Origin of the sequence: Candidatus Seribacter sulfatis, from assembly GCF_964187635.1 — a bacterium.
GTDB lineage: Bacteria > Verrucomicrobiota > Verrucomicrobiia > Opitutales > Seribacteraceae > Seribacter > Seribacter sulfatis.
Map to the genome: position 1 here is coordinate 39,143 of NZ_CAXLMO010000006.1, position 13,257 is coordinate 52,399.

Here is a 13,257-nt window from a genome sequence, read left to right on the forward strand (position 1 = left end):
TAACCGATCTCCTTAAAAGTAGACAATAAGTCGAGGCAATTTTATTTTTGTGAAGAACTAAATGTGGATTTTGCTTCCCCTTCGGTCAAAATTTGCCTACTCGGATGGTATGCGGGTATTTTTTATTGGTATTGGTGGAACGGCGATGGGAAACGCGGCGATTTTACTCAAAAAACAGGGTCACGAGATAGCAGGATCTGATCTTGGAGTATATCCCCCTATGTCGGACGTTCTTGCGAACGCCGGAATTGAGTTGTTTGAAGGATTTGATCAGCAGGTTATGAATTCGTGGAATCCGGACCGGGTGGTCGTCGGCAATGCAGTTTCTCGAGGAAACGAACAGGTCGAGTTTATTTTGAGTACTCGAAAGTTTCCTTATGTTTCTCTCCCTCAACTGATCGGTGAAGATTTAATCAAGTCGAGACCATGCTTGGTGGTTGCCGGTACTCATGGGAAAACAACGACAACTTCTCTGTCTGCGTTTGCATTGGAACAGATTGGTTTATCTCCGGGATATTTAGTAGGTGGGGTTCCATTGGATTTGCCCTCTGGAAATGAACTGGGAGCGCTGGGGTCACCATTTGTAATTGAGGGAGATGAATACGATTCTGCTTTTTTTGATAAAAGAAGTAAATTTATTCATTATCGCCCCCGTATCTTAATTTTAAATAACTTAGAATTTGATCACGGAGATATTTTTAGGGATTTAGAAGATATTTCCCGAAGTTTTTCCCATCTTCTCCGAATTGTGCCATCCAATGGATTTGTGCTTCGAAATGGAGATGACATGAACATTATTTCTTTGCCCAACGCTCCATGGTGCACGACATTTTCAGTCGGTACAGGGGACCGAAATGATCTACAAATTAAAAATTTTGCCGAAAACAAAGACGGTACGAAATTTGAACTTTTTTGGCAGGGCGAAAAGATTTGTTCCATTGATTGGCAAATGCCAGGAGAATATAATGCCCGAAATTTAGCGATGTCATTTTTGAGCTCCGTATTGACTCAAGCCATTTGCGAGGGAAAGGAAATCCTCCGAACTAATCCATTTTCCGGTTTTAAATTACCTGATTATTCATCGTGTAAGGGCGTGAAGCGTAGGCAGGAAATCTTGGTGGACCAAGACGAGTTTACGGTTATTTCAGACTTTGCTCATCACCCCACCGCGATTGCTGGTACATTAGAGTCGTTGCGGGCTAGGTGGGCCAATCGAAAGATCATCGCATGCTTTGAACCTCGAAGTAATACGGCAGTAACCAATATTTTTCAGGATCGTTTTGCGGATTCATTATCTATCGCCGATGAGGTTCTGCTCGGTGCGGTTCATCGAGGCGACAAAATACCTGTTGCACAAAGGATTGATACACAAGCGATGATTGACAGGATTAAGAATTCAGGTCGAGAGGGGTGTTCTTTTTCGAAAAATTCTGACTTAGGAGATTATTTAAAATCAAAAAATAATCTGAATCAAGCGGTCCTAACTGTTTTCTTTTCCAACGGATCATTTGATGGAGAGATTGAAAAGTTTGTTCAATATGTTACCCCAAAGGATCTTTCATGAAGGATCTTGTGGCGAAGGTAATTTCGGAGGCAAAATTGTCGAACAGTTCAATCCATGGTGTCTCTCATTGGCAGACCGTGGAGAGAAATGGAACTTATCTTTGCCAGTTCAATTCAGCGGATATTCAAGTGGTTCAATTATTTGCTCTATTTCATGATTCAAAGAGAGAGGATGATCATCGAGACTTAGAACATGGACCGAGAGCGGAAAAATATCTTCGGACAATTTCTCAATTAGTTCCTCTGAATGCAGTTCAATTTGAGGATTTATGCGAAGCCTGTCGTACCCACACAGTAGGGAAGGTTACTGAGAACATCACTATCGGTACCTGCTGGGACTCCGATCGTCTTGATATAGGCCGGGTCGGAATTAAACCGCATGAGAAATTTTTAATGAACCCAGAGGCAAAAAGAATTGCCCGAGAGGAAGACTTTAATGTTTTAGATCACTTTCTATTCGAAGGAATTATTTCGAATTCTTCAGTTTAAGCTCTTCAATCCATTTTCGATGAGGTCCTGAAAGGGTTATTTTATTTAAATTCTCCCACTTGATCCATTCCATATTGTATCGATTGATTTCACAATCTTGTTTAAGGGAAGTTAAGTAAATCGATTCTTCAAAATCGACCTGTCCGATTGTTCTTTTTTTAACGGCGAGTATTTTACCCTTTTTTGCAATTTCTAATTCAATAGCTTTAGGTAGCTCATAAATCCCGACCAATTTATTTCCTCCCTCCTTTGGTTTTTGTAGAAGGAGTGAGTCACTTGATTCAATCCAAAAACGTTTTATTTTTTGGAATGACTTTTTTTTCTTTGCTAGAACCGGAAATCTTTCTGGGTCTCCCTGTTTTCCACTTTTACAATAGGCCTGAACTGGGCAGATGGTACAGCAAGGAGATTGACGGTGACAAACAATTGCCCCGAGTTCCATTAATGCCTGATTATAATCTCCCGGTCTTTGAATATTAAGGAGTGTCTGTGCATGGGGTTGCAACTTCTTTTGAGCGACTGATCCATCCTTAAATTCTTCTCCGCAGGCCAATATTCGAGTCAATACACGGACTACATTTCCATCACAAACGGCTTCCTTTTGATTAAAGGAAATACTGGTAATCGCCGCGGCGATGTAGGGACCAATCCCGGGAAGGTTCTGCCAGGACTTTGCATCTGTTGGAAATGAATCCCATGTGCTTACGATTTTGGAAAGTTTATGTAAGTTCCTTGCCCTTGAATAATAGCCGAGACCTTCCCATCCCTTGAGAACCTCTTCTTCCTTAGCAGAAGCAAGCGAGTTAAAGTCAGGAAATTTTTCGATCCACTTTTTAAAATAAGGTAAAACGGTTGTGACCCGTGTTTGTTGAAGCATAAATTCCGAGATAACCGTTTTGTATAACGAAGAGTTATGTCGCCAGGGAAGCTCCCGTTGATGGCTATCAAACCATTCAAGAAGGTCTATCTGAAACTTTTCTCGATTTTCCAATTCTCCGAGAATATGCTTTGTGAGTAAATTATTCATGCTTGGCAGTTGCTTTTTCCGTCCGACTTTTCCATTGATAATTTAGATATGGTAAGTGCATCTTCAAATTCAGGTGAGGGAGAAAGAAAGAAAAAAAATTCTTATACCCTAAAATTATCCAATGAGCAAATGGACAAATTGGGGAATTCTTTAAAGTCCAGAGATTGGCCTACCCGTACTGTTCAATATGCCCGTTATGCATTCGATGGGGAATTGGTAAAGGTGGTTGTCTATGAAAGCGGTAAACTGGTTGTCCAGGGTAGAAAGACCGAGGATTTTGTGGCCAATATTCTTGAACCTGAGGTAACCGGAGAATTTTTACTCGGCTATGAGGAGGTGAATAACCCCGAATGGTTCGAACCGCATGCCGGGTTGGATGAAAGTGGAAAGGGAGATTTGTTCGGTCCGGTGGTCACGGCATGCGTTGTCGCTGATGGTGATATGGTCAGGGATTGGATGAATTCAGGTGTGAGAGACAGTAAGACAATCACAGATGGTGCGATTCTTAAAATGGCAAAGCAAATTAAGGATACGAAGGGTGTCGTGGTCAAAGTGGCATATACCAATATGGTCAAATACAATGAGTTGTACTTACAATTTGATAGTAATTTAAATAAATTCCTGGCTTGGTTACACGGTCGGTCTTTGAACGATGCCATTAAAGAAAGAAAACCATCCTGGGGTTTACTGGACCAGTTTACTAAACAACCACTCGTGCAGAAATACGTGGAAGGGCAGGACTTTGATTTACAAATGCGAACCAAAGCGGAGGAGGACCCAGTTGTGGCAGCCGCGTCAATAATTGCCCGAGCAACTTGGTTGCAACAGATGAAAAAGCTTGGCGAATTAGCAGGGTGTGTTCTCCCCAAGGGTTCAGGGTCTCAGGCAAAGGAAAAAGCAACATCCCTCTACCAAAAGTGGGGGGAGGAACGAATGAAAGAGTTCTGTAAACTTCATTTTAAAACTGCTTATGAGGCTATGGGAAAGACTCCTCCCGCAAAGCCAAAGTGGAATTCAAAATGGCGAAAGGGGTAAGGCCTCATATTTGAAAAGATGGTCAATCCACTATGGACTTTTGATCGGAAGCGAACGAAGGGATATCTGGGAATTATTGGGGTTGATGAGGCCGGCCGGGGCTGCCTCGCCGGGCCTGTAGTGGCGGGTGCTGTCTTGTTGAAAAATGATTTTTTTAAACATCGAGGAAATCGAAAGTCTTGCTCCACGGTTAATGACTCTAAACAACTCAAAGAGAAGCAAAGAGAGGACCTATTTGAACAGATTCAAAAACTAGAGGAGAAGGGAGATCTGTTCTGGGCATTTGGGGAGGCTTCGGTCGAGGAAATCGAAGCCGAAAATATTGTCGGGGCTACCTGCCTCGCAATGACGCGTGCAATGGAGGGGGTTTCCTTATCTTCCAAGGAAATTTGGAAGCCGGATTTTAAATCAGAAAAAGATTTGTTTGCGGATGCAATGAGTCGGAAAGAAAACACATGGGTGGTAAGCGTGGATGGTCGTCCGATGAAAAAACTTCCTTTTCAACATGAGGGATTGATCAAAGGTGATACTTTTTCATTGGCTATTGCCATGGGTTCAATAGTGGCAAAAGTAACCCGTGATCGGTTTATGAGAAAATTAGCGCTCGTTTATGAAGGGTATGATTTTGCCTCGAATAAGGGATATGGTTCTCCTAAGCATTTAGTAGGTCTACAGGAAAATGGTCCCTGTATTCACCATCGACCTCGATTTCTTAGGAAAATCTTAAATTGCGGAGCGGAGAAAAAATCAAATGAAGAAGATTCGCAAAGCCAGTTGAGTTTCTCGTAAAAAAAAGATATTTTTAATTCGTATGATTTTGTTAGGAGTAAATATTGACCATGTTGCAACATTGCGGCAGGCACGCTATCGCGATGAAGAAAATACCTTTGGAGGCTTTGTGGAGCCCGATCCTGCACAAATGGCCTGGCTCGCAGAAGATGCTGGTGCGGATGGAATTACTATGCATATTCGCGAAGACAGAAGGCATGTGCAGGTGGAGGATGTTCAACGGTACCAGGAAAAGATGAAAACCCGTTTGAATTTGGAAACCTCGATGTCGCTGGAGATGGTTCAGTTGGCTCAGGAAATAAATCCGGACAGCGTTTGCCTGGTGCCGGAAAATCGGAAAGAGGTAACCACCGAAGGCGGACTGGATGTGTGCGGGAATATTGAACGAGCGAACGAGGTGGTTCGCGAGTTACTTCAAAATGGAATCCCGGTGAGTATGTTTATTGATCCGGACCCTCACCAGTTGGAAGCCTGTGCAAAGATCGGTGCCCCATGGGTTGAGTTGCACACTGGAAGCTTTGCCCGTGCATGGTATGATTCCGAGCGAAGGGAAAAAGAATTAAGTATTTTAAGGGAGGGAATGCGAGTTGGATTGGAGCTTGGATTACGGGTAAATGCGGGGCATGGAATTAATTATGAAAATGTGGAGGGAGCCAAGACGCTGGAATCAATTTACGAATTTAATATTGGTCACAGTATTATTTCCCGTTCCCTGAACACCGGTTTGGTGGAATCGGTAAAAAAAATGCGTACCCTCTTGAATCAGTGACATCGATACCGGAAATTCCATTGGGTAGTAATGTGATAGGTCTTGGCATTGATACAATCGAAGTCTCCAGAATCAAGGAATCCATAGAAAGGCACGGGGAGCATTTTCTAAATAAGATTTTCACTCCTGAAGAGCAGTCGTACTGCGATGATAAGTCAGACTCCGCTCCTTTCTACGCCACCCGTTTTGCTTCCAAGGAAGCGATGGCAAAAGCTTTTCGTACAGGAATGGGCAAGGAGTTTGGATGGTTGGATTCCGAAGTAGTTCATGGAGATGCCGGAGAACCATTTATTAAATTGAGTGAAGCAGGCCAAGAATTACTTGAAAAAGTAGGTGCTTCCAAAGTGCTGATCAGTCTTACTCATTTATCAACTGTTGCTTCGGCAGTGGTAATCCTGGTTTCGTGATGAACTCCTTACCCAGCGATCCTATTTTGAGTTGCGAGGAAGCGCTTGCGTTTGAAAGCAATTATTTTAATGGCGACCAAGAGCGTGAATGGGAAGCAATGAATCAGGCGGGTGATGCATTAGGGGATGGCTTGTTGAGGGACATGCGCGAATTACGAACTATTCCCCATCGCCCACGAATTTTGGTTTTAGTAGGCAAGGGCCACAATGGAGGCGATGCTTTGATTGCAGCCAAACGCCTACTGAAGACTATACCCACGGCACGTGCAGTAATTTGGCAGCTCTGTAAATGGCAGGATTGTAAGCCACTTTGCCAGAGGGCTCATGTTGAACTGATCGAGTTGGTTGGTAAGCGAGTAAAAGAGGTTGAACCCCTTGAAGCTTTGAAGGGGAGGGGAGAAATTGAAAAGATTTTTGCAGATTTACTACAAGAGCGCGATTTCTCTGCTTCAATTGATGGTTTACTGGGTATGCAAGCAAGATCTCCGCTGAAGTTTCCAATTGCTGACTTAATTTCTGTAATCAATCAAAGCGAAGGGATCGCAGTTCGAGCATCTGTGGATATACCCACTGGAGTGGGGCAAGATTTTTGTGGTGAAGCACTTCGGGCTGATTTTACCTATGCAACGGGTATCGCAAAGAGCCCTATTATTGAATCGGGTAATCAAAAGTGGACGGGCCGCCTTCGTTATTTGGATCTCGGTTTTTTTGTAAAGAAATCAGACCGATCTTTTAAAAGCTCACAAAAGCAGGTTCTATGTGGCTCGGCATTGAGGAAATTACGTACATTAAGACCGGCTGACTGTGACAAGCGTACTCATGGTCACCTATTTCTTCTCGCAGGTTCGCGGGAGTTGGGGGGAGCAGCAATGATGGCTGCACAAGCCGCTCTAAAAGCTGGCGTAGGTCTTCTTACGGTCGGTATTCCCGAATCTTTACATTCGTCTTTTGTTGCCCAGCGACCAGAAGCAATGTGGATTCCCTTACCGGAAACTCCAGAGGGTGGATTAGCGCTTGAGGGATTAGGCAAAATTCGCCAATTTCTTGGTAAAGCAACCGCCCTGGCGATTGGTCCAGGATTAGGTATAGAAGCCGAAACGCATTCGCTTGTTCGCGAGGTACTTCACTTGTGGAAAGGTTCGGTCGTTATTGACGCGGATGCCCTCCGTTCTGAAATTTTGGAAAACATTCCTGTACCGGAACGTTTAATCCTTACCCCTCACGCCGGTGAGTTTAAACGCTTTGCTGGTTCACAATCAGCGAGAGAATATTCATCTTTAACTGGTTCAATTGTGGTTCTTAAAGGAGCACATTCAGAAATTATCTCTACGGAGAAACATCATTATTGTTTTTCTGGTAGCTCGCTTTTAGCACGAGGGGGAAGTGGTGATTTACTGACAGGAATTATTGGCGCTTTACTGGCAAAAGCAAAATACGATCTTTTTTCCACCGCTTCACTCGGAGTGCTTTGGCACGGCCGAGCAGGAGAGGTTCTTGCGCGTCAGCATGGACAGGAAGCAGTTTATTCGACCGATGTCTTAGATTATCTATCCTTTGCAATACGAAATGACTTCTGAACAACCTACTCTTCTCGTCCTCGCTGCTGGCATGGGTTCCCGTTACGGAGGACTAAAGCAACTTGATCCTGTTGGACCGAGCGGAGAAACGATCATGGACTATTCGATCTATGACGCCCGCAAGGCTGGTTTTAATAAAGTTGTTTTTTTAATTCGGGAAGAAATTGCAGAAATTTTTCGCGAAAAGATAGGCGCTAAATATTTGGGAATCATGGAGGTGTCGTACGCTTTTCAGGAAAAAAGTGATCTGCCTCTTGGATGTAATTTTCCGGAAGGCCGGGAAAAACCATGGGGTACGGGTCATGCGGTTTGGGCAGCCAGGAAAGAACTCGAGCATAGTCCGTTCGCAGTGATTAATGCGGATGATTTTTACGGAGCGGAAACATTTAAAGTTCTGTATGAGCAATTTACGGAGTTTTCTACTTTTTCAATACACGATGAACTGCCATGTGCAATGGTCGGGTTTCGCCTTTCCGAAACCATGTCCGAGTACGGGGCAGTTTCTCGTGGAATCTGCCAGACTGAGAGTGGAGTTTTAAAAAAAGTGGAGGAATGGACTGGAATTCAAGGAAATCCAATTATCGGAATTAATAGCAAGGGAGAAGGAGGAAAACTGACCGGCGAGGAATTGGTCTCCATGAATGTTTGGGCTTTTCCCTCTTCTGTTTTTGAATTTCTGGAAAAAAGCTTTGTTGAGTTTCTTCACAAACTATCAGATGCGGAGAAGGAGGAATTTTATCTTCCTTTTGCGGTGGATCAATGGATTAAGCAAGGGATTGCCCAAGTCCAGGTGAAACAGGCGAAATGCGAATGGATGGGGGTGACTTATAAGGAAGATAAACCCCGTGTTGAGGAATCAATCGCAAATTTGGTTAACGCTGGATTTTACCCGAGCCCGTTGAGTATGGCGTAATTTTTTGTATCAATGTTCCCCTATTGATTGAACTCATTGAAGCGAGGTAACAAGCAAAGTATTTGCTTAGCCGAATTGGGGGGTAATCTCAATTTTTTCACCTGCTTTGACCTCTATTTTTCCGGATTGATCGGGGTCGTTATCGTTTCGGTATAACTGAACGGTCAGGGAGGCATTTTTTCGGGATGGAGACCAGGCCCACTTGCCAATTTCAATAAAGTTCATCGGGACGCCTTCATCCCAATTTAATCCAGGACCTTCCCCTCGAAGGTAGGGTTTATTTCCAATTCCAATCATTACATTAGCTACGACTGAAGTGGTGCCCGTGGAAGATGTTTTGGGGACTGAAATTTCCTTATTTTCAAGTGATGAAATACTACTTCCCGAGGAATCGCTTGGGTCAGTCTCTTGCAGTATGGCATCGACCTTACGCAGGGTCTCCGCAGGGTCGGGAAGTTCGAGTGCAAGCTCTTCAATCACCGGTTCTTCTTGAACGTCAGTATTATCGGGTGACTCCTCACTTGGTTGGCTTTTTTCAGGAGTAGCGGTCTCGTCATTGGTATCAAGTTCATCTTCAATTGTTTGGTCTTGGCCTTCTGGAGAGGATTCAAGTGCAGGATTTGGTGGAGTAGGAGGTTCCATTTCGTCTTCATTCTGGCCCTCTAGTTCAATCTCAACCTCTCCGCTTGATTCTTCAGTATCCTGCCCGAACGATTCAGTTTCAACGCTCGACTCGACGATGGTTTCTTCTGCCGGGTCCGATTCAATAATTTCTTCCTCTATATCCTCCTCTTCTTTTGTTAATTTGGAATCATCGGAAAGAGGATCGCTTTCCACATTATTCGGTGAGCGATCGGAAACTAGTTCTGGGTCTTTTTTTTCAATCACCACAGGTTCCGGGAATTCGGTGGGTAATGTTTGAACTAACTTTTTAAGACTTTGAACCTCCTTGGATAGGGAATCGATCGAGTTTTGAATCAAAGGAATATTCTGAGCCATTTGAGCAACGGCAGGGTCCGGTTCTGGAAGGAGGGGAGTTTGAACCACTAATTCTTCGAGTCCTTTCAATTTTTCCATCAGACTCCTTTTAATTTCATTTAAATCATTAGGGAGTTCAGAAAGGGTAGGGTCGGGGGAAGGCTCTTGTTTTTGAGAATCGGATACAATTTTATCAACCAATGTGGGGACTTTATCAATTTTTACTGAAAATGCCTCCAACTGGCTTTTCATTTCTTTTATGTCAAAATAAGTCTTTCGATGGAGTTCCTCGTCTTTTCGATTCGAAGGATCAAATGCAATGGCGAGAAACCGGTCAATTAAATGAGGTATGAAGACGAGAATGGAAGCGAGGCCTGAGGCGAGAATACAAGTGGTCAGTTGCCACTGATCAAGGGTTTTATTTACAGTTAGATGAAGATATGCAAAGCCGATGACCAATGAAATGATAAAAAGGGCAGCACAATAGAAAGGCCATTTGGTAACCCCTTCTTTTTCTTCCTCGTTTTCTTCGAAATCCATTTTAAATAAATAAGTTAAATATTATCTGTTTGTTTTTTCTAAAAGAACCAAGCGAAAAATGTAAAAGAATTCATTATGTGCGATCTCGTTCAGGAAAACCCACTTTTCGATACACTTTTCCGAGAATTTTATAAGCTCGTTTTTGGGCAGCATTTGCACCTTGTGCAAGAACACTTTTCAGGTATGTCTTGTCTTGGATCAATTCGTGGTATTTTTCACGTACAGGTTGGAGAGAATCGCTGATCAGTTCGGTTAACTCTGATTTTAGTACGCCATACCCTTTGCCTGCAAAATGTTCTTCGAGTTGATCGGTATTTTGACCTGAAAGCGCAGAATGAATGGAGAGAAGATTTGCCACACCCGGCTTTTCTGAGTTGGATTCGATTTTGGAACCGGAATCTGTTACAGCCGATGAAATTTTCTTTTTGATCAAATCTGGTTCATCAAGAATAAAGAGGGTTGCCCGCTCATTTTTATCTGATTTTGACATTTTACGAGTCGGTTCAGAAAGAGACATAATTCGTGATCCCACTTTAGGGACATAAGGCTTGGGGATGACAAATGTTTCAGAATATTGATGGTTAAATCGTTGTGCAAGATCACGACAGAGTTCAAGGTGCTGTCGTTGGTCTTCACCCACTGGAACTTGATCTGCATTGTAGAGCAAAATGTCAGCAGCCATTAAAACAGGATAGCATAGAATACCTGCATTAATCGAAGCTTGGGGCCGTGCACCCTCATGACTGAATTTGAGATCATCACCGTCCGAGTGAGTAGCTTTAAATCCAAGTTTTGCAGTTTTATCCTTAAACTGAGTCATTCTTTGAAGCTCGCCAATCGGAGTAATGCAAGTGAGGATCCAGGCCAATTCAGTATGTCCGACCACATGGGATTGTACAAATTGATGGCATTTTTCAGGATCCAGTCCGCAGGCAATATATTGTGCGAGGCAATCAAACACATTTTGTCGAAGCAATGCTGGCTTTGCTGGGGTGGTAATTGCATGTAAATCAACAATGCCAAAAAAACATTCATTCTTCTCAAGCATTTCCGCCCAATTGCGAACGGCACCTAAATAGTTTCCTAAAGAAAGTTTCCCCGTTGGCTGGGCACAGGAGAGAATGACTTTTTTTTTGCCTTCTGAACTCATAAGATTTTCAAAATAAATAGTTTGTGGACATGATAAATATAATTTTATATATACATTCTAGAAATAATCACCCTAAAACATTTACCCCATTTGTTATGGATACAACATCCGACCAATCAGTTCACGATGATCTAAGAGATCTTCTCAAACGTTGCCCTGCGGGAACTTTTGAAGCAGCCATTGCATTTCGCTTGGACAAAGACGTCACGCAAATCGAGAAAATTGTTCTTGGTATTATCGATCGTCACCTTGAACCCGAGCAGAGAGAAATTCTGTCAAAAAGCGATGATTCTCTTAGAATGTACGAAGATTTGGGAATGGATTCGTTAACCATGTTGGAAATTGTGATGCTTATTGAACAAACTCTAAAAGTGAGCATTGATAATGAAGAACTTAGGGATTTACGCACTTTAGGAGATGTAAAAGTGTACCTCGATGCGAAAGCAAGGGGGGAAGCACCACCCAAACGATCTAAAAGTTATCGTATTGAGGAAATCGCTTCACTTATGCCTCACCGTGAACCATTTCTTTTCTTAGAAACGGCAAAAATTGACGACAAGGAAGCAATTGCCACATACAAAATCTCGGGAAATGAATATTTTCTTGAAGGGCATTTTAAAGAGAATCCTGTTTTCCCAGCCTCGATCATGATCGAAGCCCTTGGTCAGCTTTGTGTGTTTTTCCTCCTTAAAGGCGATAGCTCTTCCCTTAGTTCAAAAGTTGATCCCAATACGATTTTCTTTACTTCCTGCGATGGCGTGAAGTGCCGAAGGATTTGTAAACCCGGTGACAAGTTAACCATGAAAGTTAAGGTTTCTAGAATTCGTCACCCACTTGCTTGTTTTCAAGGAGAGATTACAGTTGATGGTCAAAGAACAGCACATGCTGAGGAAATTAAATTGGCTTTTGATTATTTCCCTGTGATCGACGCACAGGATACCAATTTTGCTCGGGAATCTGGAAATACCAATATTTCGAATGGAGTGAAGGATCTTACCAATGGATCAAATGGAAAATTGAAGAGATCGTTTTCTTAAATACCATCCAAGAATAAATTTAATTCCTTCATTCCCTATTCTTTCGAATACTGTAAAAGTTGAATCAGGCTGCTTTTTTTTATGCCACCTTTCCTCGTCCTACTGAAACATTCGTAAGGCGTGAATTACGCGCCTTTGCACAGATTGGTTTTGATCCAGATCTGTATTCAATTTGGAAAGGTCGTTCAGAATGGGAAGGGAAAAAAATACTTAAATTCCAATTCTTTCGCCTTTTATATCTATTTTTCTGGATTCCTTACTGGGCATGGTTAAAACCCCAGGTTTTTAAGGAAATCCTTGTCGAGCTTTGGGCAAAGCCCTGTCCTAATTTGCAAAACTGGAACGAAACCTTTCTCGCGTTGGGTTTTGCCTTAGTAGAAGCACATAACTTTAAAAATAAAAAATATTCCCTACTTCATGGAATTTGGGCAACAATGCCTGCTACCGCAGCATTAGCATTAAGTAAATTGACGAATACTCCCTTTTCAATGGGAGCACATGCTTATGATGTGTTTCGAACTGGTGGGGATTGGTTACTTCAACATAAGTTTGAAAATGCTTTATTTATAAGAACTTCCTCACAGTCAACAGCACGAAGAATTGAACAACTTGGAGTTCCAATTAAGAAAATCAAATTAATTCGAAGAGGATTAGCAAATTGGCCCGTTCGGTCCAATTTTGAATTAGTTAATGAATCTCGATTGGAATTATTAAGTGTAGGGCGATTAGTTGAGAAAAAGGGTTACATTTATCAGTTGAAAATCGCAGTTGAACTCTTTTCACGAGCGGTACCGTTTCGCCTTCAAATTATTGGCTCCGGACCTTTGGAAAAGTTTCTTGTAAAGGAAACAAATCGTCTTGGAATCGCAGATCATGTATTATTCATAGGGAGCAAGTCTCAGAAAGAAACGAGAAAGGTTTTCCTGGAGTCGGATATTTTTCTTTTTACTGGTGTTGTTGCAAAAAATGGCGATCGAGATGGC

The 13,257-nt window shown here is 42.6% G+C and carries 13 protein-coding genes; 10 read left to right on the top strand and 3 right to left on the bottom strand.

Features of this window, described 5'->3' with window-relative positions; genetic code table 11:
* Positions 1 to 109: 109 nt before the first annotated feature.
* Both ACKPQ5_RS00895 and ACKPQ5_RS00900 read left to right on the top strand, forming a co-directional pair.
* A complete protein-coding gene (locus tag ACKPQ5_RS00895; RefSeq protein ID WP_407677202.1) occupies positions 110 to 1,564 on the top strand; it encodes a UDP-N-acetylmuramate--L-alanine ligase in 1,455 nt (484 codons plus the stop codon).
* Complete coding sequence (locus tag ACKPQ5_RS00900; protein WP_407677203.1) at positions 1,561 to 2,052, top strand: hypothetical protein; 492 nt, start codon at positions 1,561 to 1,563, stop codon at positions 2,050 to 2,052. The genes ACKPQ5_RS00895 and ACKPQ5_RS00900 overlap by 4 nt, the downstream gene beginning before the upstream one ends.
* Here the strand turns inward: ACKPQ5_RS00900 and mutY are convergent.
* Positions 2,030 to 3,079 carry an A/G-specific adenine glycosylase gene (gene mutY, locus ACKPQ5_RS00905; RefSeq protein ID WP_407677204.1) on the bottom strand — a complete coding sequence of 350 codons (1,050 nt, stop codon included), beginning with the start codon at positions 3,077 to 3,079 and terminating at the stop codon, positions 2,030 to 2,032. The genes ACKPQ5_RS00900 and mutY overlap by 23 nt on opposite strands.
* Before the next feature lie 9 nt (positions 3,080 to 3,088).
* Here mutY and rnhC point away from each other — a divergent pair, with 9 nt between their 5' ends.
* The 6 genes from rnhC to ACKPQ5_RS00935 are packed head-to-tail and all read left to right on the top strand — an operon-like array spanning position 3,089 to position 8,569.
* Positions 3,089 to 4,114 carry a ribonuclease HIII gene (gene rnhC / locus ACKPQ5_RS00910; RefSeq protein ID WP_407677205.1) on the top strand — a complete coding sequence of 342 codons (1,026 nt, stop codon included), beginning with the start codon at positions 3,089 to 3,091 and terminating at the stop codon, positions 4,112 to 4,114.
* Positions 4,115 to 4,132: 18 nt separating this feature from the next.
* Positions 4,133 to 4,903: a ribonuclease HII gene (locus tag ACKPQ5_RS00915; RefSeq protein ID WP_407677206.1), complete on the top strand. Its 771-nt coding sequence runs from the start codon at positions 4,133 to 4,135 to the stop codon at positions 4,901 to 4,903.
* 22 nt (positions 4,904 to 4,925) lie between these two features.
* Positions 4,926 to 5,672, top strand: a complete 747-nt coding sequence (locus ACKPQ5_RS00920) for a pyridoxine 5'-phosphate synthase (protein WP_407677207.1) — start codon at positions 4,926 to 4,928, stop codon at positions 5,670 to 5,672.
* On the top strand, positions 5,669 to 6,079 hold the full coding sequence (gene acpS, locus ACKPQ5_RS00925) for a holo-ACP synthase (protein WP_407677208.1): 411 nt from the start codon (positions 5,669 to 5,671) through the stop codon (positions 6,077 to 6,079). The genes ACKPQ5_RS00920 and acpS overlap by 4 nt, the downstream gene beginning before the upstream one ends.
* Positions 6,079 to 7,656 (top strand): NAD(P)H-hydrate dehydratase, encoded by a 1,578-nt coding sequence (locus ACKPQ5_RS00930; protein WP_407677209.1) that lies wholly within the window; start codon positions 6,079 to 6,081, stop codon positions 7,654 to 7,656. The genes acpS and ACKPQ5_RS00930 overlap by 1 nt, the downstream gene beginning before the upstream one ends.
* Positions 7,646 to 8,569 (top strand): nucleotidyltransferase family protein, encoded by a 924-nt coding sequence (locus tag ACKPQ5_RS00935; protein ID WP_407677210.1) that lies wholly within the window; start codon positions 7,646 to 7,648, stop codon positions 8,567 to 8,569. The genes ACKPQ5_RS00930 and ACKPQ5_RS00935 overlap by 11 nt, the downstream gene beginning before the upstream one ends.
* 66 nt (positions 8,570 to 8,635) lie before the next feature.
* On the opposite strand, the gene ACKPQ5_RS00940 is transcribed toward ACKPQ5_RS00935, so the two are convergent.
* Together ACKPQ5_RS00940 and trpS are read right to left on the bottom strand one after the other, a co-directional pair.
* Positions 8,636 to 10,087 carry a hypothetical protein gene (locus ACKPQ5_RS00940; protein WP_407677211.1) on the bottom strand — a complete coding sequence of 484 codons (1,452 nt, stop codon included), beginning with the start codon at positions 10,085 to 10,087 and terminating at the stop codon, positions 8,636 to 8,638.
* A gap of 73 nt (positions 10,088 to 10,160) precedes the next feature.
* On the bottom strand, positions 10,161 to 11,237 hold the full coding sequence (gene trpS, locus ACKPQ5_RS00945; RefSeq protein WP_407677212.1) for a tryptophan--tRNA ligase: 1,077 nt from the start codon (positions 11,235 to 11,237) through the stop codon (positions 10,161 to 10,163).
* A gap of 95 nt (positions 11,238 to 11,332) precedes the next feature.
* On the opposite strand from trpS, the gene ACKPQ5_RS00950 reads away from it, so the two are divergent.
* The gene (locus ACKPQ5_RS00950) at positions 11,333 to 12,274 is read left to right on the top strand and encodes a phosphopantetheine-binding protein (protein WP_407677213.1); all 942 of its coding nucleotides are present in this window, start codon (positions 11,333 to 11,335) and stop codon (positions 12,272 to 12,274) included.
* 59 nt (positions 12,275 to 12,333) lie between these two features.
* The coding region (locus ACKPQ5_RS00955; protein ID WP_407677214.1) for a glycosyltransferase at positions 12,334 to 13,257 on the top strand (924 nt) is incomplete at its 3' end.

Excerpts from the sequence above, each read along its gene's own strand:
- ACKPQ5_RS00950 (WP_407677213.1), top strand. The coding sequence starts at position 11,333 with ATGGATACAACATCCGACCAATCAGTTCACGATGATCTAAGAGATCTT.
- trpS (WP_407677212.1), bottom strand. The coding sequence starts at position 11,237 with ATGAGTTCAGAAGGCAAAAAAAAAGTCATTCTCTCCTGTGCCCAGCCA.
- ACKPQ5_RS00920 (WP_407677207.1), top strand. The coding sequence starts at position 4,926 with ATGATTTTGTTAGGAGTAAATATTGACCATGTTGCAACATTGCGGCAG.
- ACKPQ5_RS00935 (WP_407677210.1), top strand. The coding sequence starts at position 7,646 with ATGACTTCTGAACAACCTACTCTTCTCGTCCTCGCTGCTGGCATGGGT.
- ACKPQ5_RS00915 (WP_407677206.1), top strand. The coding sequence starts at position 4,133 with ATGGTCAATCCACTATGGACTTTTGATCGGAAGCGAACGAAGGGATAT.
- ACKPQ5_RS00940 (WP_407677211.1), bottom strand. The coding sequence starts at position 10,087 with ATGGATTTCGAAGAAAACGAGGAAGAAAAAGAAGGGGTTACCAAATGG.
- mutY (WP_407677204.1), bottom strand. The coding sequence starts at position 3,079 with ATGAATAATTTACTCACAAAGCATATTCTCGGAGAATTGGAAAATCGA.
- ACKPQ5_RS00930 (WP_407677209.1), top strand. The coding sequence starts at position 6,079 with ATGAACTCCTTACCCAGCGATCCTATTTTGAGTTGCGAGGAAGCGCTT.
- ACKPQ5_RS00895 (WP_407677202.1), top strand. The coding sequence starts at position 110 with ATGCGGGTATTTTTTATTGGTATTGGTGGAACGGCGATGGGAAACGCG.
- ACKPQ5_RS00900 (WP_407677203.1), top strand. The coding sequence starts at position 1,561 with ATGAAGGATCTTGTGGCGAAGGTAATTTCGGAGGCAAAATTGTCGAAC.